General features: G+C 56.4%; 25 protein-coding genes. 12 read left to right on the top strand and 13 right to left on the bottom strand.

Going from position 1 to position 25,532, the window contains the following annotated elements; translation table 11 throughout:
- The first annotated feature begins 9 nt into the window (after positions 1-9).
- A complete protein-coding gene (locus ABLV78_RS12660) occupies positions 10-627 on the top strand; it encodes a TetR/AcrR family transcriptional regulator (RefSeq protein WP_020078793.1) in 618 nt (205 codons plus the stop codon).
- A gap of 67 nt (positions 628-694) precedes the next feature.
- Here ABLV78_RS12660 and ABLV78_RS12655 read toward each other — a convergent pair whose 3' ends face one another.
- Together ABLV78_RS12655 and ABLV78_RS12650 are read right to left on the bottom strand one after the other, a co-directional pair.
- Positions 695-1,171, bottom strand: a complete 477-nt coding sequence (locus tag ABLV78_RS12655) for a hypothetical protein (protein ID WP_047048342.1) — start codon at positions 1,169-1,171, stop codon at positions 695-697.
- Positions 1,168-1,923 carry a winged helix-turn-helix domain-containing protein gene (locus ABLV78_RS12650; protein ID WP_047048345.1) on the bottom strand — a complete coding sequence of 252 codons (756 nt, stop codon included), beginning with the start codon at positions 1,921-1,923 and terminating at the stop codon, positions 1,168-1,170. Before ABLV78_RS12650 ends, ABLV78_RS12655 begins: the two co-directional genes overlap by 4 nt.
- Before the next feature lie 308 nt (positions 1,924-2,231).
- Between ABLV78_RS12650 and ABLV78_RS12645 the strand changes: the two genes are divergently transcribed.
- The 5 genes from ABLV78_RS12645 to ABLV78_RS12625 all read left to right on the top strand — a co-directional run bounded on the left by ABLV78_RS12645 (position 2,232) and on the right by ABLV78_RS12625 (position 8,071).
- Positions 2,232-2,975 carry a fimbrial protein gene (locus ABLV78_RS12645; RefSeq protein WP_458294217.1) on the top strand — a complete coding sequence of 248 codons (744 nt, stop codon included), beginning with the start codon at positions 2,232-2,234 and terminating at the stop codon, positions 2,973-2,975.
- A gap of 76 nt (positions 2,976-3,051) precedes the next feature.
- Positions 3,052-3,558 (top strand): CS1 type fimbrial major subunit, encoded by a 507-nt coding sequence (locus ABLV78_RS12640; protein WP_015366620.1) that lies wholly within the window; start codon positions 3,052-3,054, stop codon positions 3,556-3,558.
- A gap of 74 nt (positions 3,559-3,632) precedes the next feature.
- Complete coding sequence (locus ABLV78_RS12635) at positions 3,633-6,350, top strand: TcfC E-set like domain-containing protein (protein WP_047048348.1); 2,718 nt, start codon at positions 3,633-3,635, stop codon at positions 6,348-6,350.
- 1 nt (position 6,351) lies between these two features.
- Complete coding sequence (locus tag ABLV78_RS12630; protein ID WP_047048351.1) at positions 6,352-7,509, top strand: CblD like pilus biogenesis initiator family protein; 1,158 nt, start codon at positions 6,352-6,354, stop codon at positions 7,507-7,509.
- A gap of 10 nt (positions 7,510-7,519) precedes the next feature.
- Positions 7,520-8,071: a LuxR C-terminal-related transcriptional regulator gene (locus ABLV78_RS12625; protein WP_045394397.1), complete on the top strand. Its 552-nt coding sequence runs from the start codon at positions 7,520-7,522 to the stop codon at positions 8,069-8,071.
- Here the strand turns inward: ABLV78_RS12625 and ABLV78_RS12620 are convergent.
- Positions 8,054-8,977, bottom strand: coding sequence for a LysR family transcriptional regulator (locus tag ABLV78_RS12620; protein WP_047048354.1), 924 nt, complete (start codon positions 8,975-8,977; stop codon positions 8,054-8,056). The two genes, ABLV78_RS12625 and ABLV78_RS12620, sit on opposite strands and share 18 nt — an antisense overlap.
- A 130-nt stretch (positions 8,978-9,107) precedes the next feature.
- Between ABLV78_RS12620 and ABLV78_RS12615 the strand changes: the two genes are divergently transcribed.
- On the top strand, positions 9,108-10,496 hold the full coding sequence (locus ABLV78_RS12615) for an MFS transporter (RefSeq protein WP_047048357.1): 1,389 nt from the start codon (positions 9,108-9,110) through the stop codon (positions 10,494-10,496).
- A gap of 43 nt (positions 10,497-10,539) precedes the next feature.
- Here ABLV78_RS12615 and hpxK read toward each other — a convergent pair whose 3' ends face one another.
- The 7 genes from hpxK to hpxU all read right to left on the bottom strand — a co-directional run bounded on the left by hpxK (position 10,540) and on the right by hpxU (position 16,905).
- Positions 10,540-11,766: an allantoate amidohydrolase gene (hpxK, locus tag ABLV78_RS12610; protein WP_047048359.1), complete on the bottom strand. Its 1,227-nt coding sequence runs from the start codon at positions 11,764-11,766 to the stop codon at positions 10,540-10,542.
- Entirely contained in the window at positions 11,763-13,004 is a 1,242-nt protein-coding gene (gene pucG / locus ABLV78_RS12605) for a (S)-ureidoglycine--glyoxylate transaminase (protein WP_047048361.1), read from the bottom strand. Before pucG ends, hpxK begins: the two co-directional genes overlap by 4 nt.
- Positions 13,005-13,018: 14 nt before the next feature.
- Entirely contained in the window at positions 13,019-13,756 is a 738-nt protein-coding gene (locus tag ABLV78_RS12600; RefSeq protein ID WP_045394384.1) for an amino acid ABC transporter ATP-binding protein, read from the bottom strand.
- Complete coding sequence (locus tag ABLV78_RS12595; protein WP_047048996.1) at positions 13,737-14,393, bottom strand: amino acid ABC transporter permease; 657 nt, start codon at positions 14,391-14,393, stop codon at positions 13,737-13,739. Before ABLV78_RS12595 ends, ABLV78_RS12600 begins: the two co-directional genes overlap by 20 nt.
- The gene (locus ABLV78_RS12590; protein ID WP_047048364.1) at positions 14,393-15,058 is read right to left on the bottom strand and encodes an amino acid ABC transporter permease; all 666 of its coding nucleotides are present in this window, start codon (positions 15,056-15,058) and stop codon (positions 14,393-14,395) included. Before ABLV78_RS12590 ends, ABLV78_RS12595 begins: the two co-directional genes overlap by 1 nt.
- A 9-nt stretch (positions 15,059-15,067) precedes the next feature.
- Positions 15,068-15,853 carry a transporter substrate-binding domain-containing protein gene (locus ABLV78_RS12585; RefSeq protein WP_045394380.1) on the bottom strand — a complete coding sequence of 262 codons (786 nt, stop codon included), beginning with the start codon at positions 15,851-15,853 and terminating at the stop codon, positions 15,068-15,070.
- Positions 15,854-16,065: 212 nt separating this feature from the next.
- Positions 16,066-16,905: a MurR/RpiR family transcriptional regulator HpxU gene (hpxU, locus tag ABLV78_RS12580; protein ID WP_047048366.1), complete on the bottom strand. Its 840-nt coding sequence runs from the start codon at positions 16,903-16,905 to the stop codon at positions 16,066-16,068.
- A gap of 177 nt (positions 16,906-17,082) precedes the next feature.
- Here hpxU and hpxW point away from each other — a divergent pair, with 177 nt between their 5' ends.
- From hpxW to hpxZ, 4 genes are read left to right on the top strand one after another with little or no spacing between them, the layout of a single operon-like run.
- Positions 17,083-18,666 (top strand): oxamate amidohydrolase, encoded by a 1,584-nt coding sequence (gene hpxW / locus ABLV78_RS12575; protein WP_047048369.1) that lies wholly within the window; start codon positions 17,083-17,085, stop codon positions 18,664-18,666.
- A gap of 10 nt (positions 18,667-18,676) precedes the next feature.
- A complete protein-coding gene (gene hpxX / locus ABLV78_RS12570; protein ID WP_047048372.1) occupies positions 18,677-18,865 on the top strand; it encodes an oxalurate catabolism protein HpxX in 189 nt (62 codons plus the stop codon).
- Positions 18,862-20,259, top strand: a complete 1,398-nt coding sequence (locus ABLV78_RS12565; RefSeq protein ID WP_047048375.1) for an AtzE family amidohydrolase — start codon at positions 18,862-18,864, stop codon at positions 20,257-20,259. Before hpxX ends, ABLV78_RS12565 begins: the two co-directional genes overlap by 4 nt.
- Complete coding sequence (hpxZ, locus tag ABLV78_RS12560) at positions 20,256-20,645, top strand: oxalurate catabolism protein HpxZ (protein WP_047048378.1); 390 nt, start codon at positions 20,256-20,258, stop codon at positions 20,643-20,645. The genes ABLV78_RS12565 and hpxZ overlap by 4 nt, the downstream gene beginning before the upstream one ends.
- 792 nt (positions 20,646-21,437) lie before the next feature.
- Here hpxZ and puuE read toward each other — a convergent pair.
- From puuE to ABLV78_RS12545, 3 genes are read right to left on the bottom strand one after another with little or no spacing between them, the layout of a single operon-like run.
- Positions 21,438-22,370 (bottom strand): allantoinase PuuE, encoded by a 933-nt coding sequence (gene puuE, locus ABLV78_RS12555; RefSeq protein ID WP_015366602.1) that lies wholly within the window; start codon positions 22,368-22,370, stop codon positions 21,438-21,440.
- Positions 22,371-22,385: 15 nt separating this feature from the next.
- Positions 22,386-23,126 carry an allantoin racemase gene (gene hpxA, locus ABLV78_RS12550; protein ID WP_047048379.1) on the bottom strand — a complete coding sequence of 247 codons (741 nt, stop codon included), beginning with the start codon at positions 23,124-23,126 and terminating at the stop codon, positions 22,386-22,388.
- Complete coding sequence (locus ABLV78_RS12545; RefSeq protein WP_015705421.1) at positions 23,126-23,842, bottom strand: GntR family transcriptional regulator; 717 nt, start codon at positions 23,840-23,842, stop codon at positions 23,126-23,128. The genes hpxA and ABLV78_RS12545 overlap by 1 nt, the downstream gene beginning before the upstream one ends.
- 143 nt (positions 23,843-23,985) lie before the next feature.
- Here ABLV78_RS12545 and ABLV78_RS12540 point away from each other — a divergent pair, with 143 nt between their 5' ends.
- Positions 23,986-25,482 carry an NCS1 family nucleobase:cation symporter-1 gene (locus tag ABLV78_RS12540; RefSeq protein WP_047048382.1) on the top strand — a complete coding sequence of 499 codons (1,497 nt, stop codon included), beginning with the start codon at positions 23,986-23,988 and terminating at the stop codon, positions 25,480-25,482.
- Positions 25,483-25,532: the final 50 nt, after the last annotated feature.

Here is a 25,532-nt window from a genome sequence, read left to right as displayed (position 1 = left end):
ACTCAATTGATGGTCAATCAACGCGGGCGGCCGATGAAAGCTCGCCCTCGCATTTTGCAAACCGCGCGTGAGCTGTTTCTCCAGCACGGACTGGACGTGTCTTTGGATACCATCGCCGCCGAAGCGGGCACCACGCGTCCGACGCTGTACAGCCATTTTCCCGGTGGTAAAGATGCGCTGCTGCTGGAGACTTTTGCGTTTCTGAATGACACAATGCAGCCCCCCCTACGCCAGCTTTTACAGGAACGTCAGCAGGATTTTCCCGCGCTGCTGCACGGATTTGCAAACGTTGTGCAGCAGCACTTCTATGCCCCTGAGAACATCCATTTTCAGCGCTTACTGATCCAGGTTCTCGTGCAGAAACCCGAGCTATATGTCACGCTTGAGCAACGGCCCTCCGGTCGCGTACTGCAGGCACTCAGCGAGATCCTTGCGCAAAAACGAGACGAGGGACTGTTGACCATCAACGACCCGGAACTGCAGGCAACAGCGTTTCTCGGCGCAATTATGGGTTACCCGCTGCCTGGGGCGCTCATTGCACAAAAAGCAATAGATCCAAAAAGGCTGGAGCAACTTGCCGACTGCGCAATTGAGGGGTTTCTCAAAGCATGGGGGTACAAGCCGTAATGCTTTGCCACAACTATCTGAAAAAACAAGGAGAATACCTGAGGTACTCTCCTTGTTTTATAGGTGGTTAATCACCCCGACATATATAAGTGGGATAATGCCGATCCTGGATCAGCCACACCGAAGGCGCAACCTCGGAGATGGTAAGATAGTAGCGGGCGGTTGGATTGGCAAAGCTTCCCCATTGCGCATCCGGCGTGTTGTCATTGTGCCTGCGCCAGGTTTTGGTGTAACTCAATACCACCACTTTATCATCATCCCGCCGCGACCAGATAAAATCGACATCTCTGTCAACGATCATACTCTGGCCATTTGCCCAGGCAGCGCCTTTATAGGCAGTCAGGCCAGTACCGTCGCGGTGAAAATAGAACTGAGCAACAGTATTAACCCGCACTTCACTGGCCTTCCCTTCATTGCGCGTAAAATTAAATTCTGTACTGCAGGCCAGTACATCACGTTTACCAACTCCGGTAGAACAGTAATAAAGCGCCATTCCGCCACCGAGCAGAAAAATACCGAGGCCACAGAAAACTTTAATTTTCATTTTTCTGCTCCACTTTTATAGCGAATGGTTTTACACAAACTGGCTTTATTGATCGGGCATGCGCCGATAAACACTTCATCCGCAGCGACCAGGGAAAAACGAGCGCTGAAATAATAGACGTTGTACTCCTCGCGCTGGCACGCTACGTTGTTTTTATCCAGCAACGCGGCCAGTTTCGATAATACCAACGGTCGCCCATGATCGTTAATAAGCCAGATGCTACATTTAGCGATTTTTTGCTCAACCGGCTTTAGCTTTATCGGCGTCGTTATATTCTGTTGTTGGCGAATAATTATACCAATACCGAATACCGACGCTAATAATGCCGTGAATACCAGCCACCATTTCAGACGTCGTGGTTGCTTCCTCTTTTCAGCGTTTTGTCGCTGGGGTTGAGGTTCGCTTGCGTAAGCGTTTTGCGCCGGTTGAAAAATAACATCCGCCTCAAACCGGAAACCATAGCGTGGTATGGTCACAATCAATTCATGATGTTCTCCCAACGCCTGGAAGCTTTTGCGTAACTCACTTATCGCTTTGTTGAGATTATTTCCCGAAGGCGTGAAACCGAATTCCTGCCACACGCGGGTAATCAACTCCTCACGGCTAAGTTCGCTTCCTTTATGCCGAATAAATTCCTGTAACAGACGCACGGCGGGCGCCGAAAGCGTTAATACGGACTCAGGCTGTCCAACAATACTTAATGTGTGAGCTTCAGGATCAAATAACAACGAATTGTTGCATATAAAAAACATATTTCATTCTCGGCTGTTGCCGCTTGCTTTTTATCCCTGTAACTGCAGGCAAGAAATCCCCTTCTGAATTAGCTTATTTTTTCATCAGTAGGAATTTTCTCCCCATCCTGGGTTGCGGCATTTTCTTTTAACTATACAACTTTAAAGCCTGGATTGCAGGATAAAGAACTGTATTTTTTAAGTTAACTAATACAAATTTTCACAACCTGCTGTTCCGGTTAAAGTTTCCCTGTCCTGAAGCGATACGAAAGCAGACGGTGTCGTGGTGTAAAAACGCCGTACATGAACTCAGAGCAGGCAGAATGAATGTGAAAGTAAAAAACAGAGTAAACAAGTCCACTGCGCTTTATCTCGCTGCCCTGTCGATGTCATTTTTCGCAGAAATGACACAGGCTAATATGAGCGTTTACCCGATGGAACTTAACGTCGACAGTTCCGGGACGGCCCAAATCAGAGTGGCCTCTAAAAGCGATGATATTCAGTTCATTCGGGTGAGGCAAAAGAAAATTCTTAATCCGGGTACGCCACAGGAAAAAGAAGTTGAGATGGCAGCCTGGAAAGACGGTGGCGTTGTCGTTACCCCTGAAAAATTCGCCTTAGCGGCAGGCGCTTTACGTATCGTGAGGCTGGTATCTCTGACCCCGCCAGAAAAAGAGAGTACCTGGCGCGTTTATTTTGAAGGGGTAAAACAGCCGGATAGTATTCTGCCTGCAGCATCCGCGGGAACGCCGGCTTCGGCCAAACTCGGCGTTAACGTTATCTGGGGAGCATTGGTTCATTTGGCGCCGGAAAAGCCGGTGGTTTCTCTGCGAATAAATCCCGCAGCTGGAACTTTAAAAAATGACGGCTCTTTGCGGGTACCGCTGAAAGAAATTGGCGCTTGCGATGTTAATGATAAATGCAGGTGGTTTAAAGAAGATGCGACTATTTATCCGGACACCGAGCGAAAATTAAAAGTGCTCACTCAGGTTCGTGGCCAAAAATATAAATTCCGCTATTTCAACTGGATTAATAAAACAGCTGAAGAAGCCGACTTACCCGTCGTGCAATAACACGACATCACTGTCAAAACCACGTGTGGTTTGTTTAAAGAGCTAATGGAGCTCGTTTATAAATATGGAGATATCAATGAAGAAGTATATTAAACCTCTGATGATCGTTGCTGCGATGTCGACTGCGTTCAGCGCAATGGCTATTCAGAAGGATATTACGGTTAATGCCAACGTAGATTCCCAGTTGGATATGACCCAGGCCGATAATACGCCATTACCAGCCAGCATCGATATGCAATATCTGCCGGGCCGTGGGCTGGAAAGCTACCGTCTGAATACCAAGATCTGGTCGAACTCAGCCACCAGCAACGTCAAAGTGCGTCTGGTTAGCGCAGCGAATCTGACCAATGAAGATGGCGCCGAAACGGTACCGATGACCGTAAAACTGGGCGATAAAACCCTGAATACCACCGATGCTGAATTCACCGGTAGCGAACTGTTCCCGGGCAGCGTTGAAAACGGTTCTGCGGTCCTGCCACTGACCATCTCTCAGACCACCAAAGGCATTCTGAAAACCGGTCAGTACAGCGGCGTGGTGAGTCTGATGCTGACTCAGGCGACCACCGCGGAAGGTGGCGCGTAACCCCACAATACGTATAAGGAAGTACATCAGAGGGCGCCTGCCCTCTGATGTCAGGATGACGTCGAGGCTCGTTCATGGCTTTTCACAGAAATGCTCTTCTTTTTGTCGTTTTGTTACCCGCTTCCGTTCAATTAGCCAGCGCCACTATCGTCGTACCTGCGGGCTTTGAGGATCTGGCGAAAACGCAGCGCCTGTGGACAGAAGTGAGTCTGTATGGCACTTCGCTTGGCCTGTTTGAAGCCGATATTACGCTTGAAACGGTAACCTTCGTGGCGCCGGAAACGCTTGTCGCGGCAATTAAACGTCAGTTCAACGATGATCCTGCCTTGATCGCCTCGGTGACCGGCGCCCTTTCCTCTCCGCTTGCGCGTAACGGCAATCTCGCCTGCAGCAGCAATGGTTCCGCGCCGGGCTGCGATTTTATCGACACCAAAAGCGTGGCCCTGATTTATGACGAGAATAACGCGCGCATAAACCTGTTTTTCGACAGGCGGTATCTACCCAAACAAACGGCGGAAAATCAGTGGTATCAGCCTACGCGTAATACCGAAAACGCGCTGATCCACCAGCAAAATATCAACTTCGTGGCCGATGAAAACTATCAGTCGATGACCGTGCAGGGAAACGGCGCGCTGGCCATGACTGAGAATGGGTATTTTAACCTCGACTGGACCTGGCTTGGGCAGCGCTCTCGCCATCAACAGCAGCAGGAGATCACGGTGAATAACGCCTGGTTCCGTCAGGATCTATGGCACGAATATTACGTTCAGTTAGGTGAAATGGATACGCGCGATCTCTTCAGCGCGGCCGGCGGCAATATCAACCTCAGCCAACTGCCGCTTGGAAAAATTCGCGGGCTGCGTGCCGGCTCGACGCGAGCGTGGATCAACCCCGTTCAGCAGTCCAGCGGAACGCCCATTACCGTGCTGCTTTCCCATGACGCGCGTATAGACGCCCGTAGGGGGAATCAGCTGCTGGCCAGTTTTTATCTTAATGCCGGGGCGCAAACCCTGGATACCCGTTCGTTTCCGGACGGGAGCTATACCGTGACGATGGCGATTTATGAAAACAACCGCCTGACCCGCACCGAGCAGGTTCCGTTTACCCGCACCGGCATCACGCCATTCGACCGCGTCGAGTGGTTTATGCAGGCCGGTGAAACCGATAACGACGATATGAGCGACGAACGCAGCGCCGTGGTGCAGGCGGGTATTCGCCTGCCTGTAACTTCTACGCTGGCGGTCACCAGCGGCGCAACGGTGAAAAAGAACCAGCGTTTTGTGGAAAGTGCCGTCGACTGGAGCCGCGGATTCAATACCGGCCCCATCGATGGCGTCCTCAGCACACGCTTTAGCTACCTTTATGGCAGCCAGGGCCAACGCGGCAATATCCAGCAAATCAGCTACAACGATGGCTTTTCACTAAGCTTCTATCGTAATGCCTTATCGGCTGACAACTGTGACTCCAGCAGTACCGGGTTTGATGCGGTGAATGGTTGCTACCGAAGCCTCTCGGTAATGTTCTCCGTTCCTGTCGGCTCGTGGTATGCCAACCTCGGTTATTCCGATAACCGCAATGAAGGTCGCTATGTTTCGCGGCGTGAATTACCGAATAGTGACGATCGGCGCGACAACGGTTTGCCCTGGGAATCGGTGTATATGACCCGCACACGCTCGCAGGCATGGCAGGCCGGACTGAGCAATTCGTTCAGCACCCGCGGGCTGAATATCAACAGCAGCATAAACCTGTTTATGCGTAACGATCATTCTGGTGATGGCAAGGATAAAGGCGGCTTCCTGAGCGTAAGCCTGTCGCTGGCTCATAACCGTCAGGGCGATGCCTCCAGCTACACCTCCGTGGGGGCCACGTGGCAACAGCAGAAGCATGAAAAAAATCAGCTCAACTATAACATCGCGCACAACTGGTACACCGATGCGCGCGGTGAAAACGAATATGGTCTTAACGCTTCCGGGATTAATAGCGACTCGCTAAATACTTCGGCCTATACCCGTCAGGGCGGCCGTTTTGGTAACGGAAGTTTGACCGTCAGCGATTCGTGGGATCGCCAGGATCATCGCCACCGGTTCAGCAGCAGCGGTAACTACAGTTCTACGCTGGCGTTATCTCGTTCTGGCCTGTGGTTTGGCCGCTGGGGTGACGGACGCCCGGCGTCAGCCATTGCGGTCAACGTCGACACGCCGGAAGCGTCTCCTGATTCCCGCATTGCCGTTTCGCTTGATAACAGCGGTAGCGCCGATATCCCGGCAAACGCCCGCGCGCTGTTCGCCCTGCCCGGCTATCAGCAAACCACGCTCACTATTAATGAGTCGACGGACATTTCCCACGGCGCCAACAGTGAAATTACGCAGGGGTCGGGAAGCAGAACGGTATTCATGGTGCCAGGAAAAATGCTGCACAGAGAGGTGCAAACCACCACGCGTTACACCTGGCTTGGCCAGTTGACCGATGAACAACATACGCCGTTTATCGGCGGCATGCCGCTCAACGTCAGCGGCTGGAGCGATTTAGGTAATGGCGGCTTTAGCGCGGAAAGCGACAGCCTGATCCAGTCGCTCTATCTGGTGAAACAACAGCAGTTTTACCAGTGCGCGCTGAAGGTGAAGACCATGCGTGACGTCGTGCGTTATGTCGGCACGGTGACCTGTGAAGAACTGACTTATTCCGCGTTACCGGAAACCGTGCAGCAGCAGGCGCAATTACTGCTGGCTGGCCGTACGCCTGCGGTCAGCCCAACGGCGATGAATAACTCAACTCTCTCTACAGGAAAATGATGTGATAACACGTCTTTTGATTTTACTGCTTGCCTGCATCTGTTTTGCCGAGGCTCAGGCCGGTAGTCCCGCCGGCAGAAATACCAGCGTGGCGTTCGCCTTCGATCGCCAGTCTCCTCCTGCCCGGTTGGATATCTGGCTGCACGAGTCCGGCGGTTATGATTCCAGCGATCCGCAAAAATGGGGACGAAATACCCTGACCTGCCAGTCGCGTACCGATACAACCTATGGCGCCTGCATGACCGCGCCGGTATGGTTTTCGGCAAACCCGGCCGCGCCCTATCCGATAAACCTGCGTTTTACCCACGCAATAACCAACAAAACGGTGGACGTAAAAGTCTATGGCGAACACCGTATGTTTATCAATAACAGAACCTTTGTTTTCGCCAGCTACGTAACGGGCGGTACAGTAGATTTGCCAGCCTGGAACAGTGCGCCCTATTTTGATTTTTACATCGTTCGTAGCGAATTAAACAAACTCGATCAGGCCGGTATCTGGACGGCAACACTGAAACAGAATTTGCGCGAATGGGGCACCGCCGACTGCAACGGCAACTTTAATGACGTCAATGTTGGCTGCCCAGGCTACCTCACTCTTGCTAACTGGCAGGCAAACCTGCGTATTGAGGTGGTCGACCCGGGCAATCAGCAGATTTACTTACCTGCATTTCCGCACTCCACGCCGGTGGTGAACCTCAACCTCACCAATTTCCCAGGCAGACCCGGCGGCAGTGAGATTAAGGGCGAAAACTCGCTGGATATGTGCCTCTATGATGGCAACAACAGTTCCAGCTCGCGGGCGTTTCTACGCTTTGAAGACGATGGACTTGACGCGACCGGGCGTGCCGAAGGGGCGTTCTCCATCCGGCGACGGGGGGGCAGCCAGACAGATCCAAGAGATCGTCTTGATTATCAGGTGCTGGTGACCAACCCGACCACCGGCGCAACTGAAGTTGCCGCTAACGGTAAAACGTTGACCTGGGAGGGCACCAACAATCGCCGTTATTTGCGCCAGGTTGTCCTGCCGGGCGGCCGCGAAAGCGTGTTATGCATCCCGGCGCCCATTACCCTGAAAACACCCGCCTTTGCCGCCAGCAGCAAAAACGCGGGTGACTATACCGGTACGTTACGCGTTATCTATACCCCCAGTACGTTATAAAGAGGCTACTGTGAGCTACGTTGTTCTTGATAATAATCGCTTTTATGCGGAGGGACTGCGCTACGCCCTCCTCCGTCGTAACGTTAAGACGGAAGTGCATAGCGGCACGGTGCAGTGGCAGCCCTTACTGTTAGAGAGCACCACCCTTGTTATTCGCTGCCGTTTCTCCATCAGTGGTACACATCAGTCGCTGGTTGAAATTTTGCTTACCCTCGAGGCCCATTGCTGGCAGGGTACGGGCTATCTGGTGTGTAATGAAAAAAGCTGGGGGCTGGCCACCTATCTGCGCAAGCGCTTTGAAACGTTAACGTTGCATATCATTGATGACCGGATTTCCGTTGCGGATGCCGCCTGGCTGTTATCTAAAGAGCCAAGGCGGATCCGCACCCTGCGCTGCTGCCTGACCGAGATGGAATTTAACGTCCTCGACAGACTGGTTAAGGGGCAGTCGGTAAGATATGTCGCGCATATGACGAAGATGAGTGAAAAACAGGTCTCGACCTATAAATGTAATGCGCTGAAGAAACTCAATGCGAATAATCTTCTACAGCTTCTGGTGTAACGACTTGTCCATGCGGCATATCGCCACTATTTTCTCTCTAAGCCAGCGGTGAGCGGGATCGCGTTCCATTCTCGGATGCCACATCTGCGAGACGGTAATCCGCCGGCTTTTAAAAGGCAGTTCAAAAAGATGCACCTGCTCAACTACTTGCTGATTGACTAAATAGAGGGCGGGGATCATAGCGATAAGATCCGTTTGCAGCGCCACGGAAAGCGCGGTCGGAAATCCGGGTACGACGCTGGCGATTTTGCGTTTCATGCCGAGTTCGGCCAGTACATCATCGACGGACCCGTGCAGCGTACCTTCTGGTGAGGCCACCACATGACCCCAGGCAACATAATCCGCCACGGTTATCTCTGTCAGGGCGGCCAGCGGGTGCCCCTTACGCACCACCCCCACAAACCGATCTTCAAATAGCCGTTGCAGACGGATTTCAGGCCCCATATTGCTCTGGACGCCAATCTCCAGATCAACCAGTCCTTCCCGTAGATAGCGTGACGTTTTTTCAGGCTTAGGCGCAAAGCGTAGACAGACATTGGGCGCGGCTTCGGCTACTGCCGCAATCAGCGAAGGGCCAAACGCCACCACAAACCCATCGTTTGCCCTGATGGTAAAAAGACGCTCCAGATTTTGCACGTTGAGCGCTTCGGCCGCTGGCTGCAGCACCGCTTTCGCCTCGAAGACCGCGCGACGGGCGCGATCGCGGGTCGCCTCCGCCCACGGCGTCAGCACCATGTTACGCCCGGCGCGAACCAGTATCGGATCGCCGGTGACGTCGCGTAACCGGCTTAGCGTGCGGCTCATGGCTGACGTACTGAGATTCAAACGACGTGCCGCGCCCGCCACGCTGGCTTCGTTAAGTAATACGTCGAGTGCAATCAATAAATTAAAATCGGGGTCTGACATGACCATCACTCCTGGAACATTCAGATAAGGCGTTTCATGCAACTATAGAGTGTAAATGGTGCGCCTTCCGCCCGGTAAAAGCCATCTTTATAGTTTCGTCATCCAGATATCCTCTGCAGGAGACAACACGATGACACTTTTTTCCAGCCAACCTGGCGATGACGGGCTGCCAGGCCCGGCGCGAGCGCGGGTCATGGCCGCGGTAATGACCACCACGTTAATGGGTGTCTTTGATGGCACCATGGTAAACATTGCCCTGCCGTCGATGGCGCAGGAACTGCAGGCGTCAGCCAGTACCGCCGTCTGGTTCGCCAACGGGTATCTGCTGGCGGCGGCGATGACGCTGGCGATATTCGCCGCACTGGCGGCGCGTTTCGGCTACCGCCCGGTGTTTCTGGCCGGACTGACGACATTTATTTTGGCATCAGCAGGTTGCGCGCTGGCGACGACGCCTGAGCTGCTCATCAGCATGCGGGTGCTGCAAGGGATCGGCGGCGCGGCAACGCTCAGTATCGCGCCCGCCATATTGCGCTCCGTTTTTCCCGGACGACTGCTGGGGCGTATTCTCGGGATACACGCCCTGCTCATCGCTTCAAGCTCCGCCATCGGGCCGGTGCTGGGCGGCACGATCCTGCATACCTTGAGCTGGCAATGGCTGTTTGCAATAAACGTGCTCCCCGGCATCGTCGCCTTACTGCTGGCGGTCAGAGCGCTACCGCGGCCGACAGTAGGCGGGCAAGCCGCTTTTGATACGCCCGGAGCGATATTGTCGGCGCTGCTATTGGGTTCAACGATCATGGCGGCGAATAGCTTGCAGAGCGCTTCGCAGCATATCGATAGTCTGTACTGGACGTTGCTCGCGGCGATAAGCGGTACCGCCTTTATCTGGCGTATCCGGCGTACGGACAACCCGCTGCTGCCGCCTGCGATGTTTAAGAATGAACGTTTTACCCTTTCGGCCTTTACGTCGCTGATCGCCTTCGTAAGCCAGGGGATCACTTTTATTGCGCTGCCGTTCCTGTTCCAGAACGAGTATGGCTATAGTCCGATGCTCTCGGCGCTGCTGTTTACTCCGTGGCCATTAGGGATAGTGCTGATCGCGCCGCACGCCGGCCGTTGGGCGGACTCAATCTCTGCTCCGCTCATCTCGACGCTGGGATTGATGATTTTTGTCGCGGGTTTAATCCTGCTGGCGATGCTGCCCGCTACGCCCGCCGCGTGGGATATCTGCCTGCGGAGCCTGGTATGCGGTATTGGCTTTGGCTGCTTCCAGAGCCCGAATAACCGCGAAATGCTGTCAAACGTGAGTCGCGAACAGGCGAGCTATGCCTCGGGCGTTTTATCCATCATGCGCACGTTCGGGCAGTGTCTGGGCGCCGCCTTGATGGGCGTACTGTTGGCAAAAGACGAAAGCGCCGTTCATATTGCGCTGTGGATCGCCGCCGCGGTCTCGGCGTTGTCGGCGGCCGTTAGCGCCAGCCGACTGCGGAAAATAGCTCTTCCTGCGGGAGCGGGATAAGTCTGCGGCGCATCCCCGAAAAGAGGATGCGCCCGTTATTGCTTTACCCGGCAAGTTTTATCACCGCCCGGCTGAACGCATCAATCGCCAGTTCGACATCGGCTTCGCTGACCGATTCCGCCGGATGGTGACTAATTCCCCCTTTACAGCGCACAAACAGCATCCCCACCGGCCAGCGCTCCGCGACAGCAATCGCATCATGTCCGGCGCCGCTTGGCAGCGTCAACGCCGCGCCCTGTACCTCGCATACCGCTTCGGCAATCACCCCCTGTAATCGCGGATCGCAGGTGGTTGCCGCAATGCGATAGAACTCCTCAGCGGCAAACTGCAGGCCGCGACGCCCGGCAATCTCTGCGGCTGACTCCAGCAATGAATCCAGTAATGCATCCAGCGGTTGATCCTGCGGACCGCGGATATCAAGAGTCAATGCGACTTCGCCGGGAATGACGTTGACCGCCGCCGGCGAGCAGCGCAATGTCCCGACGGTAGCGACCAGATTGCCTCCCTGCTGGCGCGTAGTGCTCTCAATACACAGCATCCACTCCGCGGCGGCGGCAAGCGCGTCGCGGCGCTGGTCCATCGGCACCGTGCCGGCATGACCCGCCTCGCCGGTAAAACAGCAATTGAGGCGCCGCGCGCCGTTGATCGCCTCGACCACACCGAGTGCCGAACCGGCCTGTTCCAGTCGCGGACCCTGCTCGATATGCAGCTCCAGATAGGCGGAAAAATCTTCCGCCGGGCGCGAGGATGAGTGAACGCGTGATGGATCCAACCCGGCGTTGACCATCGCCTGCGCCAGGCTAATGCCTTCGGCATCATGCTGGTCGAGCCAGGCATGTGGCCAGCTTCCCGTCAGACCCTTGCTGCCTAATAGCGTGATACCAAAGCGCGTTCCTTCTTCATCGCAGAAACCGACGATTTCGATGGCCTGCGCCAGTCGGCGCTCCTGATTATGTAAGCTCTGCACCACTTCGATGGCGGCTAACACCCCCAACATGCCATCATATCGCCCGGCGTTGCGTACCGTATCGAGATGCGATCCAAGCAAAATCGCCGGCGCCCCTTCTTCACGGCCTTCATAGCGCCCGCAAATATTACCGACGCTGTCCTGCCAGACGAGCATGCCTGCCTGGCGCATCCAGTGGCCAACCTGCTGATTAGCTTCAAGATGCTGTGGCGAAAGGTAAACCCGCGTCAGGCCTTCCGGCGTTTCGCTTATCGCCGCCAATCTCTCAGCCCGCGCCATCACTCGCGCTGCGGCCAGGTTCATAGCGGCTTCTCGCTGCGATAATGATCCCACGCCGCCTGCATGGCTGCCCCTTGCGTGGTGGGGAATTTCAGGTAATTGAGTACTGATTCCAGCGCGCTGAGGGTAGTCATGACGCAATCTTTACGCGCGTTGTAACCCATTGTGCCTATACGCCACACTTTGCCGTGCAGCGGGCCGAATGAGGTGCCAATCTCAATGGCGAAATCATCCAGCATCAGTTGGCGGACCTGGTCGCCATTAATGCCCTGCGGGATGATCACGCCCAATACGTTATTCATTTTGTGTTGCAGGTCGCCAAAGATTTCCAGACCCATCGCCTGAATACCTTTCACCAGTGCGTCGCCGTGCAGTTTGTGGCGGGCAATGCCGTTATCGAGCCCTTCCTCAAGAATCAGACGCGCGCATTCGCGGGCGGCGAACAGCGCGGATGTCGCTTCCGTATGGTGGTTAAGGCGTTCTGGCCCCCAATAATCCATCACCATCCCGAGATCGAAATAGTTGGAGTAAACCATCTCATCGACGCCATCAAGGTGTTCGGCGGTACGGATCCCCTGCTCAACGCATTTACGTCGACGGATAGCCTCTTCCATCCGCGGGCTCAGGGTAATGGGCGAGGTGCCGGAGGGGCCGCCGAGACACTTTTGCATCCCCGCCGATACCGCATCCAGTCCCCAGGCATCGGTCTCCAGCGCATTGCCGCCCAATGAGGCGGTGGCGTCGGTATAAAACAGCACATCATAACGACGGCAGATCTCGCCCAGCTCCGCCAGCGGCTGCAACATGGTGGTCGAGGTATCTCCCTGTACCGTCAGCAGCATACGTGGACGCACCCGTTTGATCGCATCTTCAATCTGCTCGGAAGAGAACACTTCACCCCACGGCACCTCAATGGTATGCACTTCCGCCCGGCAGCGGCGGGCAATTTCACACAACAAATGGCCAAAGCGGCCAAATACCGGTACCAGCACGTTGTCGCCGGGGCGGATCGCGGAGATCAGAATGGCTTCAATCCCCGCTCGTGACGTGCCATCCACCAGCATGGTCCAGCGGTTGCTGGTGCGGAATACCCCGCGGTATAACGCCATGACTTCGTTCATATAGTGCGTCATAGCCGGATCGTATTGGCCGATAAGCTGGCTGGACATCGCGCGCAGGACGCGCGGGTCGGCGTTGATCGGCCCCGGCCCCATCAGCAGACGATGCGGAGGATTGATTTGTGAAAATTGAGCGATATCCATCGTAGATTCCTTTATTAATTCAGTCCGCGCACGGAGGAGATAAATTGTTTGAGTTCATTGGTTTGTGGCTGGCTAAACAGCGTTTTGCTGTCGCCCTGCTCCCAGACTCGCCCCTGGTGCATAAACACCACCCGGTCGCCGACTTCACGGGCAAAATTCATTTCATGGGTAACCAGAATCAGCGTCATTCCTTCCGCGGCCAGCTGTTCCAGCACTTTAAGCACCTCTCCCACCAGTTCCGGATCCAGCGCGGAGGTGATTTCGTCACAGAGTAAAACTTTTGGCGACATCGCCAGCGCGCGGGCGATAGCTACCCGCTGCTGTTGCCCGCCGGAGAGGCTGGAGGGATAGAAATCCAGCCGATCGCCAAGCCCGACTTTACCCAGCATTTGCTGCGCCAGTTCGCGGCACTCGGCAGGCTTTTTTTTCAATACCCGCCGCGGCGCCAGCATCACATTTTCCAGCGCCGTCATGTGCGGAAATAAATTGAAGTTCTGGAATACCATGCCAACGGAGCGGCTAATCTCCCGCGCCTGCGAGTCACGATCGGTAATGGTCATGCCGCCGAGCTTAATACTGCCTTCCTGGTACCCCTCCAGCCCGTTAATGCAGCGCAATAAGGTGCTTTTCCCCGAGCCGCTTCGGCCGATGATGGAAATCACTTCGCCCATATTGATATCGAGATCGACCCCCTTCAGCACGTGGTTATCGCCGTAGAATTTCTGCACCTGATTAATGGTGATGAGCGGCATTGAATTTATTCTCCAGATAGCGGCTGTAACGGGACAGCGGATAACACAAGATGAAGTAGCCCAGCGCGACCAGCGCGAAAACCTTAAACGGCTGATACGTCACATTGGTGAGCATGGTGCCAGCCTTGGTGAGCTCGACGAAACCGATAATCGACGCCAGCGCGGTGCCTTTTATCACCTGCACGGCGAAACCCACGGTGGGAGCGATGGCAATCCGCACCGCCTGCGGCGCCACTACGCGACATAACGTCTGGGTGAAATTTAATCCCAGGCAACGCGATGCCTCCCACTGTCCTTTCGGCAAGGCCCGGACACTGCCGTACCAGATATCCAGCAAAAAGGCGCTGGTATAGAGGGTCAGCGCCAGCGCGGCGGCGGTCCACGGCGACACATCGATCCCGAATAACGCCACGCCGAAAAAGGCGAGAAACAGCTGCATCAGCAATGGCGTCCCCTGAAATAGCTCGATATAGCCGCGAATGAGGCGCTGCACCCACAATTTACCCCGCAGGCGCAGCAGCAACAGCGGTAATGTCACCAGCGCGCCGCCAATAAAAGCCGTCAATGACAGCAGCACGGTCCAGCGTCCGGCCAGCAGCAGATTGCGTACGATGTCCCAGTCGGTAAAGGTTGTCATCATGCCTGCACCCTCAGCCATTTACGTCCAGCAGCCATTAGCAGCTGGCGCATCGCTATCGATAACGCTAAATAGAGACACGTCGTCACCAGATACACCTCGAAGCTCAAAAACGTTCGCGATTGAATTAAGTTGGCGGCAAAGGTCAGCTCTTCATAAGAGACCTGCGATACCACCGACGATCCGAGCATCACGATAATGCACTGGCTCACCAGCGCCGGATAAATACGCTGCAACGCCGGCGGCAACACCACCTGAATAAAGGTCTGACTCCGGCTGAGCCCCAGTACCCGGCCGGCTTCCCACTGCCCTTTTGGCGTCACCTGGATCCCGGCGCGGACAATCTCCGTACTGTAGGCGCCCAGGTTGACGATCATCGCCAGTAGCGCCGCTTCGCCCGCCGTCATCTTCAACCCCAGATTCGGCAGGCCGAAAACAATAAAGAACAGTTGAACCACGAACGGCGTATTGCGGATAACCTCAACGTAAGCCCCCCATATCCGACTCAGCCAGCTTGCCCGCCCGCTACGCAGAGCCGCGCCGACGATCCCGATGGCCAGGCCGCCGAGTGTGGCGAGTACAGTGAGTTGGATAGTGACCCAGAGTCCCGCCACGAGCTCCGGCCAATAAGGCCAGAGCGCGGAAAAATGTAATTGCTCCGTCATCGCCGTACCTTAAGCGGCAAAGTCGCTGGGCAACGGCGCTTTCAGCCACTGCTGTGACAACGTATTGAGGGTGCCGTCCTTAATGCCCTGCGCGATTAAGGCATTCACCTTTTCCTTCAGCGCCGGTTCATTCTTTTTCAGGCCAATCACGCACGGTGAATCCTTAAGCATAAAGTTGGCGACCGGGGCTTTCGCCGGGTTTTGCCGCGAGATAGCCGCCACCACCAGGTTACCCGTCGCTACGTATTGCACCTGACCAGAAAGCCAGGCCGACAGCGTGGTGTTGTTATCTTCGTAACGCTTAATCTGCGTCGCTTTCGGCGCAATGCTGGTCAGCACCATATCTTCCACCGCGCCGCGGGTCACGCCGATACTCTTACCGCTCAGTTCGGCCGCATCTTTCAGGGTACTGCCCTGCGGGCCGAAGACGCCAAGGAAAAACGGCGCGTAGGGTTGGCTGAAATCGATGACCTTTTCCCGCTCGGCGTTCTTACCCAGGCTTGAGATCACCAGATCCACTTTATCGGTCTGCAGATACGGTACCCGGTTGGCGCTGCTCACCGGAACCAGCTGCAGTTTTAGCTTCATCTGCTTTGCCAGATAGCGGGCCATATCGATGTCATACCCCTGTGGCTGGAGATCGGTGCCGACGGAACCAAACGGCGGGAAATCCTGGGGAACGGCGACGCGGATCACGCCGCGTTTTTCAATATCCTGGAGTTGGTCCGCGCGTGCGGCGGTGATTTGTGTTAACAGACAAGCGGCCCCGGTCAGCGCGATCAGCAGTTTTTTCATCATCATTCCCCGTTACGTTAGTATGAAACAAAAGATTCTTTAAATAAACTTCTGCAACTAATGTGCCAGATGCGGACAAAACAAATTTGCGCCGGCTAATCGGCTTTTAGCGGGAAATGACGGGAACATTAACCATAGCGGTAAGAAGAATTGGATTTCTTCTTACCGCATTTTGGCACCAAAAAGGTGCAAAGCACCAGCATGACTCCCCATTATCGTTGTTCAAGCTCATCCAGTTGTTGGTATAACGTAGCGATGTCATGAATGCGCGGGCGACCGCTATCGAGAATTTCATGTAGCAAGGCGTTCGCCAGCAGGTTGATAAGACTATTGGCCGACGCGTAGCTGTCGAAAGCCGACACGCTGTCCAGTGGGGCGCAGAGCCGCCAGCGCGCCAGAGGAAACAGGCTATGCGCCTGCGGCTCACAGATTAGCAGCTGCGGAACTCCCTGCTGTTGCAGTTGCTGCATCAATGGGCGAATAATTCGCGGCCGACGGCGAAACGCCATCACCACCACCATATCTTCCGCGCTTAAATCGACCAGTTCTTCACTTAGGCTTTGCCCCGGTTGCGGCAGCACCACCACTTGCCCGCGCGCCTGCAGTAACTGCTGACGTAGATGCAACGCCAGCGGCCAGGAGTTACGCATCCCAATAATGACGACGCGCCTGGCATTCACCAGTGCGTTAATGGCTTCGGCAAACTGCCGGGCATCCAGCGCGTTGACCCACTGCGTCAGGTTTGCCATCTCCTGCTTATAATGCCGCGCCAGCAAGGTATTACCCTGCACCGCCTCGCGATGATCGGTCAACGGCATCCCGCTCTGGCGTAACGTGCGCAGCTCATCGCGCATATCGCGATACTTTTCATACCCCAGCCGTTTAAACAGGCGGCTTACCGTCGCTTTAGATACCCCGCTCAGCTGGGCCAGCTCGGCGCTGTTGTAGCTAATCAGGTCATCAAAGTGGTCGACAATGAAATCCGCCACCCGCTGCTCCTGGGGTGACAACGACGCATATTGCGCCTTCAGCCGTTCATCGAGTTGTTCCATAGCGCCTCTGTAACTTTTGTTTCACTGAACTATACCGCTAACCCCCTTCACAATGCATGCCACAATGAGAAAAGAAAATGATAACCGCAACATTGAAACTTTCTTTTCAAAGTGGAACAGCTTTTGCACGGACAGCGTTTGCAGCAGTGGCTGCACGATTCGTTACGAGGATAATTTATGCAGAGTCATTTCTCGACCCAGGGGATGGCGGTCGCCCCCCATCATCTGGCTAGCCAAAGCGCGCTGTCCGTGCTGCGCGAAGGCGGAAGCGCAATAGAAGCGATGGTCGCCGCCGCTGCGACCATCGCGGTGGTCTACCCGCATATGAATGGTTTAGGCGGCGATGGGTTCTGGCTGATCGTGCCGCCGCAGGGCGATCCGATCGCCATTGACGCCAGCGGCGCCGCTGGTTCACTGGCGACGCCGGAAGCCTATGCCGGGCTAACGCACATCCCGCATCGCGGCCCGCAATCCGCCCTGACCGTCGCCGGCACCGTCAGCGGCTGGGATGAGGCGCTGAAAGTTTCACAATCCCTGACCGGTAAATCACTACCGCTTTCGCGCCTGTTACAGGACGCGATTGGCTATGCCGATAACGGTATTCCGGTGACCGCGTCACAAGCCAGCGCCACCGCTGGAAAGTTAGATGAACTTCAGCGCCAGCCGGGCTTCGCTGAGACTTTTCTGGTCAATGGCCGCCCTCCTGAAAGCGGCAGCCGCTTTTGTCAGCCTGCGCTGGCCTCCACGCTAAAACGGCTGGTTGAGGAAGGGCTCGATAGTTTCTATCGCGGCTCGCTGGCGGAACAACTGGCGGCCGGCATGGCCCGTTACGGCCTGCCTATCACGCTTGACGATCTGCGCCAGCATCGCGCGCGCCGCCCGCAACCACTGCGGCTACAGCATCAACACGGTGAGTTATGGAACCTGGCGCCGCCGACGCAGGGGCTGGTGTCGCTGGCCATCCTCGGCATCACTGACCGGCTGGCGATGGAACAGGCCGACGATGCGCAGACCATCCACCGTATCGTGGAAGCGACAAAACAGGCCTTTAGCCTGCGCGATAAACATATTACCGACCCGCTGCATCTGGACGTGGATATTCAAAGTTTGCTGTCCCTGCAGGCGTTACAACCGCTGGCGGAGAAGATCGACGACCAGCGCGCCGCGCCATGGGGCGCAGGCAAAGGCCCCGGCGATACCGTCTGGATGGGCGTGATGGACAGTAGCGGGCTGGCGGTCTCCTTTATCCAGAGTCTCTACCATGAGTTTGGCAGCGGCGTGGTGCTTCCGGACAGCGGTATTGTCTGGCAAAACCGCGGCGCGTCGTTCAGCCTCGACCCGGCGCATTTGCTGGCGCTGGCGCCCGGCAAGCAACCCTTCCATACCCTTAATCCCGCCGCCGCACGCCTGAACGATGGGCGGGTGATGGTTTATGGCTCAATGGGCGGCGACGGCCAGCCGCAAACCCAGGCGGCGCTGTTCACCCGTTATATCCTGCAGAACGTCCCGCTTCAGGAGAGTATTTCTCGTCCGCGCTGGCTCCTTGGGCGCACCTGGGGACAGACCTCGGACTCACTAAAAGTGGAAGGTCGCTTTGCGCCGCAAACCCTCGCCCGACTCAGGGAACTGGGGCATGAAGTTGAGGTACTGGCCGACTTCAGCGAGGCCATGGGGCATGCCGGGGCCATTGTCCGCCATCCTGACGGCCTGTTTGAAGGTGCGTCCGATCCGCGCAGTAACGGCACCGCCGCTGGCTATTAGGAGGAGAAGCATGACACAAACCGAAAAAGAGTGGCGCGACTGGCTTCTACAGATGGAACAGATCCTCGCCCTTGAACTGGATGAATCGCGCCGCGCTGAGCTGCTGACGCAATTTCGCCGCATTGCCGATATGGCTGAACCGCTGATGGCCTATCCGCTCGATCAGCGTCTGGAAATCGCCGGAGTGTATAAAGCATGAAGCTACATCAGATGACCATTGCCGACATTCAGCAGTCGCTGAGTCGCGGTGAATTTAGCGCCAGAGAGCTGGCTCACCAGACGCTTGATGATATTGCGCAAAGTAACCCGCGGCTCAACGCCTGGACGACAGTCACCGGGAAACGGATGCTCGACGAAGCGGACGCTATTGATGCCCTACGGCGTACGAATCAGCCGCTGCCTGCGCTGGCAGGGGTTCCCTATGCGGTCAAAAATCTGTTTGATGTCGCAGGGGAAACCACCCTTGCCGGCGCGCAACTGTTCAGCGATAACCCGCCTGCCCGCGTCGATAGCTGGGCCGTAAGTCAGATCCATAGCGCAGGCGGCCTGCTCAGCGGGATGCTGAATATGGACGCCTATGCTTACGGTTTTACCACGGAAAACAGCCACTATGGCGCGACGCGCAATCCGCACGATCTTAACCGCATTGCCGGCGGCTCCTCCGGAGGCTCGGCGGCGGCGGTCGCCGCCGGATTGGTTAATTTCTCGCTCGGTAGCGACACCAATGGTTCGATTCGCGTTCCGGCATCCCTGAGCGGGATTTTTGGTCTCAAGCCAACCTTCGGCCGCCTGTCGCGCGCCGGCAGCCACCCTTTTGTTCCCAGCCTCGATCATATTGGTCCGTTTGCCCGCACGGTAGAGGATTTAGCCACAGTCTACGATGTTCTGCAGGGGCGAGACGTCAACGATGGGTTTCAGGCCGAACGCGGCGTCGCCCCTGCCACGCCGCATCTACGATATGGCCTCCAGGGGCTGCGTTGCGCGGTTTTAGGCGGCTATTTCAGCCGCTGGTGCGATGACGATGGCCGCGCGGCGGTGGCTCGCGTCGCCCGTTATCTCGAAGCCTCTGAAGAGTATCTCTTCCCCGAAGCGGAGCTGGCGCGCGCTTCTGCGTTTATCATTAGCGCTTCTGAAGGCGGAAACCAGTACCTTCCAGCCTTACGGCGCGAGCCGGAGCGCTTTGAACCGCACTCGCGCGAACGTCTGCTGGCGGGCGCGATGATCCCTTCCGCCTGGTACCTGCAGGCGCAGCGCTTCCGTCGCCACGCTCAGCAGCGAGTCGCCTCGCTGTTCACCCACGCCGATGTGCTCATTGCCCCGGCAACACCGTGCAGCGCGACGCTTATTGGCGAGCAGACGATGGAGATCAACGGCGAGTCTTTACCGATACGCGCAAGCATGGGCATGCTCACTCAACCGATCTCGTTCATCGGTCTGCCGGTGGTGACCGTCCCGCTTCGTTCCGCGACGGGGCTGCCTGTCGGGGTGCAGTTAATTGCCGCGCCGTTTAATGAACAGGCCTGTCTGCGCGCCGCCTATGCGCTGGAAGCGATGGGAGTAACCGATTCTCGTCCGGTGGGGGTAGCCGCATGATCGCATCGCAAGACATCAATCTTCCGCAAGTGGTCGCCGAAGTTACGGCGGCCTTTTATCGCTATGAACAGGCGCTGGTGAGTAACGATATCGCAGTGCTGGATGCGTTGTTCTGGCACGATACGCGCACGGTTCGCCTCGGCGCCGGGGAGAATCTATATGGTATTGATGAGATCCGCGCCTTCCGCGCCGCGCGCCCCGCCGCAGGACTTGCGCGGGAGTTACGCCATACGGTGATCACCACCTATGGAGAGGATTATGCGGTATGCAGTACCGAGTTCACCCGTGAAGGCAGCGAACGTATTGGCCGTCAGCAGCAAACCTGGGTGCGGTTTGCCTGCGGCTGGCGTATCGTTGCCGCGCAGGTCAGTTTGATGGGGCATTGATGCCGTTGTCGCCCCCTGCTTGCGCTGCGCTTAGCAGGGCTACCAACTCACAATGGCACGGATCGTAGGCCGGATAAGGCGCAGCCCCATCCGGCGCGAAAGTGGTTCTTTACCCGCGGTTATTGCCCGGCGGCGCTACACTTACGTGGGCCTACAGATCACATGCCGGCGTAGATACTGTTATCGATTTGCAACGGTTTTGGTCTGGGAAAAACATGTGCTTTGTGTTAATTCTGAGCACATTGCGCTCCCGGTTAATTTTTTCCGCAATATGTTTTCCGTGGCGCTGGGAGCGCACAGAGGGCGGCCAGTCGCCGCCGCCCTCTGTACTCGCGGGCTCTGGCCGCCAAAATCGCCACTTCGTGGTTCCTTCGACTTATCCCGGCAGGCTCCGGGTCGGGCCGAGGCAGCATCCCTGCAAATCACGGCCCTCAGCCCGCATCCATGCGGGCTGCCCCGGCCTTCCGGGAACGTCTCAGCGATTTTGAGGCCACCAACACCGCAGTTTCAGTAGCCATTTACAAGATAGAGATCTTAAGCTCACAACGGTACGGACCATAGATACTGTTATCGGTTTGCTACTTTTTTAAGGGGTTTTCCCGGACGCGGCGCGTTGCGCCTTCTCCGGGCTACCAAATCGCAAAGCGATGTAGCCCCGGTAAGCGGCAGCGCCACCGGGGATTTTGAGGCTACCAACACCGGCAGTATAAATTAACGGCAGGCCGCACGGACCGTAGGTCGGGTAAGGCCTTAGCCGCCACCCGACAAAACAACGGCGCAATGGGCCTGCCGCTATGGCTGGTACGGATGTACCTGCCGCCAGTGGTCGGCAATCTGCTGGCGGGTACAAATCCACACGCGCTCATGCTGCTGCACGTAATCAAGAAAACGTTGCAGAGCGCGGAAGCGCCCAGGGCGCCCCAGCAACCGGCAGTGCATGCCGATAGACATCATTTTCGGCGACGTTTCGCCTTCCGCGTACAGCACATCAAAGCTGTCTTTCAGATAGGTATAAAACTGTTCAGCGGTATTAAACCCCTGAGCGGTGGCAAAGCGCATGTCGTTGGCATCGAGCGTGTAAGGCACGATGAGATGCGGTTTACGCTGCCCGTCGGCGCAAGGCACTTCCGTCCAGAACGGCAAATCATCGCCATAATAGTCGCTGTCGTAATCAAACCCGCCATGTTCCACCACCAGTTGCCGGGTGTTAGGGCTATCGCGCCCGGTATACCAGCCGGTGGGCGGTTTGCCAAACAGGTCGGTCAGCACCTGCACCGCTTTATGCAAATGGTCACGCTCCTGTTCAATCGCCATATGCTGATAATGGATCCAACGCCACCCGTGGCTGACCACATCGTAGTTGGCCGCTTTGATCGCCGCGACGATATCCGGATGACGCGCCAGCGCCATCGCCACGCCAAACACCGTTAACGGTAACCCCCGCTCCTGAAAGGCATGATGGATACGCCAGAAGCCCGCGCGGCTGCCATATTCATACAATGAGTCCATTGACATATGGCGGTCGGGGTAGCTGGCAGCGCCGATGATATCGGAGAGAAACTGTTCGGAACCCGCATCGCCGTGCAGGACGTGATTCTCGGCGCCCTCTTCGTAATTAAGCACAAACTGCACCGCGATACGCGCCTGATTTGGCCACTGCGCGTGCGGCGGTTTTCCCGCATAGCCGCGCAAATCGCGCGGATACGATTCTGCTGCTGGTATCATCTCCCACCCCTTCATTTAATCATTAAACACGGCAAATTTACCGCTAAGCGTTTTACGTTCCGGATAGGCTAAATCACCGTGCTTGCCGGTTGTCAGTCCTAGCGACACCAGAGATTCAACCATCTTCACCGCCGCGCTGACGCCATCAATAACGGGTACCTGAAGTTCCCGGGTCAGTTGCTGCGCCAGGGTCGCCATGCCGCCGCAGCCCAGCACGATAGCGCCGCAGCCGTCCTCCTTTAGCGCCTGAATACAGCGGGCGCGTACTTTTTCCTGCGCCACGCCGCTGCCATCTTCCAGCGCCAGCACCGGTAGATCGATCGCATGCAGACCGGCGCAATGGTCATGGAATCCATACTGATGTAGCAGGTGGCGAGCGATAATCAGCGTGCGCGGCAAGGTAGTGACCACCGAGAAGCGGGTAGCGACCAGCGTCGCCATATGCATCGCCGCTTCGGCAATACCAATAACCGGCCCCTGGGCCAGTTCACGGGCGGCCAGTAGTCCCGGATCGCCAAAACAGGCGATGACATGGCCGGAAACGCCCTGCCGCCGCCCGGCTTTAATCTGCTCCAGCACGCCGACGGCGGCGATGGCTTCGTCAAAATGTCCTTCAATCGACGGCACGCCGTCCGGTGGACACACCGCGAGAATATCGGTTCCTGGCGACGCCGCGGCGCGGGCCGCCTCGGCGATGGTTTGCGTCATACTGGGATCGGTATTGGGATTGATAACTTGTATACAGATGGTGGACATTACCGCTCCTTATAGCCGGCGAATAGCCGGGCGAAATCGGGAACCGACTCCCCCGTGCGGGAAAAACATAAACTGGCGACGATGTGTTCAAAGTGATGGTTGAGCGCCTCGGTCAGCGCGGTTAGCGCTTTTTCGCGCAGCAGGCCGACAAGGCGCTCGTGATCATCGCAGCGGCACCCTTGCCGCCACGGCGCGCCCCAGGCGGCAATCACCAGTGATGAGCGTTGACTGAGTCGGGTGACCATCTCCGTTAGTACCTGGTTGCCGGAAATGGCCTGTAACTGAATATGAAAATTAGCGGAGTGGCGGATAGCCGCCGGGCCATCGTAGGCCTCATGCGCCAGTTGCTCTTGCTGAATAATGGCTTCCAGCGCCGCCAGATGCGGAGGCTGGCAGCGTTGCAGGACATCCGGCAGATTCGCCACTTCCAGTAGCGCGCGGGTGCGGAATATTTCCCGTGCCTCGTCGACCGTCGGACTGGCGACCTGTGCACCACGTTTGGGCGTTAATGTCACCATTTGCACAGCGGCGAGTCGTTGCAGCGCTTTGCGTACCCCCGTGCGACTGACGCCGAACACCTCCGCCAGCGCCTCTTCCGGCAATTTGCTGCCCGGCAGCAGCTGTTGCTCGACAATCGCGGTCAGCAAGGCTTCGTAGATAGACTCATCCTTGTCATGCAGTCCGGCTGCGGCCTGCAGCGGATTTTCATTGCCCATTGGTCTACTCCACTTTCCATTTTGATATCAAATCGTATACATAAAATAAATATTTTGTATACAAGATTAACCATTCTGGCCTGAATCCTGCAACGCCTTCCGCTATCAACGGCACAACGTTTGTCTTCAGAGGAGCAGGATCCATGCCAAATACACAAAATACGCATCAGCTCAACGCCGGAGACCCGGCATCAGGCTACAGCCCGCGTCTTTGCAACGAGGATCTGGCGCCGACGCGCGAGCAAAACTGGAACTGGTACAACATTTTTTCTTTCTGGATGTCGGATGTGCATAGCATGGGAGGCTATGTAGTGGCGGCGAGTTTCTTTACGCTGGGGCTGGCGAGCTGGCAGGTACTTATCTGCCTGTTGGCCGGAATTGTTATCGTCCAGCTTTGCGCTAATCTGGTGGCCAAACCCAGCCAGATTGCCGGCGTGCCCTATGCGGTCATTTGTCGTCAGGCGTTTGGCGTCTTCGGCGCCAATATTCCGGCGGTGATACGCGGACTGATTGCTTTCGCCTGGTACGGGATCCAAACCTATCTGGCTGCGAACGCCTTGATGCTGGTGCTGCTGAAGTTCTGGCCCTCGCTGGCGGCAATGACGCAAACCTCATTGCTGGGTCTTTCATCGCTTGGCTGGATCTGTTTCGCTACCATGTGGCTGTTGCAGGCGATGGTGTTCTGGCACGGCATGAGCGCGATTAAGCGTTTCATCGACATCGCCGGCCCGGCGGTATATGTGGTGATGCTGGCGCTGGCGGGCTGGATTGTATACAAGACAGGCCTCGACGGTATCTCCTTTACCCTCGCCAGTAAGACGCTGACCGCCGGCGAGCAAAGCTGGCAGATGATCACCGCCACCGCGCTGGTGGTCTCTTACTTCTCCGGTCCGCTGCTCAATTTTGGCGATTTCTCCCGTTATGCCAGAAGCATGGGCGAAATTCGCCGCGGTAACCGCTGGGGGCTGCCGTTTAACTTCCTGCTGTTCTCGGTGGTGACTGTAGTGATCGTCTCCGGGACGCAATCTTTATTTGGCCGGATGATCACCGACCCGATTGAAACGGTGAGCCATGTGGGTAACGATCTGGCGGTGGCCATCGGCTTGCTGACCATGATCACCGCCACTATCGGCATTAATATTGTCGCCAACTTCGTCTCGCCGGCATTTGATTTTTCCAACTGCGCGCCACAAAAAATCAGCTTCCGCACCGGCGGGATGATTGCCGCCGTCGGCTCGATACTGCTCACCCCGTGGAACCTGTTCAACTCCCCTGAGCTTATCCACTACACCCTGGATGTATTGGGAGCGTTTATCGGGCCGTTGTTCGGCATTCTGCTGGTTGATTTCTATTTGATTAAACGCGGGCAGGTATCGGTCAACGATCTGTTCGATGACACTCCGAAAGGCAAATACTGGTACCGCAACGGCTTTAACCCGAAGGCCATCGCCGCGCTGCTGCCCTCGGTAGCGGTTGGCCTGATTATCAGCTTTATTCCCGCTCTGCATGAAGTGGCCAATTTTAGCTGGTTCATCGGCGTGCTGCTAAGCGGCAGCCTGTATCGCTGGATTGCCCGCGATGAGCGGCAGGCCGCTTCCTCCGCCCGCTTTACCCCCGGCGCGCTGGCGCAGAAAGAATAATCCCGCCCGGCCGCGGCATCTGTCGCGGCCTTCTGGCATTAAATTTGCGA

Origin of the sequence: Klebsiella sp. CN_Kp075, assembly GCF_040065055.2 — a bacterium.
In the GTDB taxonomy this organism is placed as follows: domain Bacteria; phylum Pseudomonadota; class Gammaproteobacteria; order Enterobacterales; family Enterobacteriaceae; genus Klebsiella; species Klebsiella aerogenes.
Note: the sequence above shows the minus strand (reverse complement) of the source record. Positions and strands in the feature narration are given on the sequence as shown.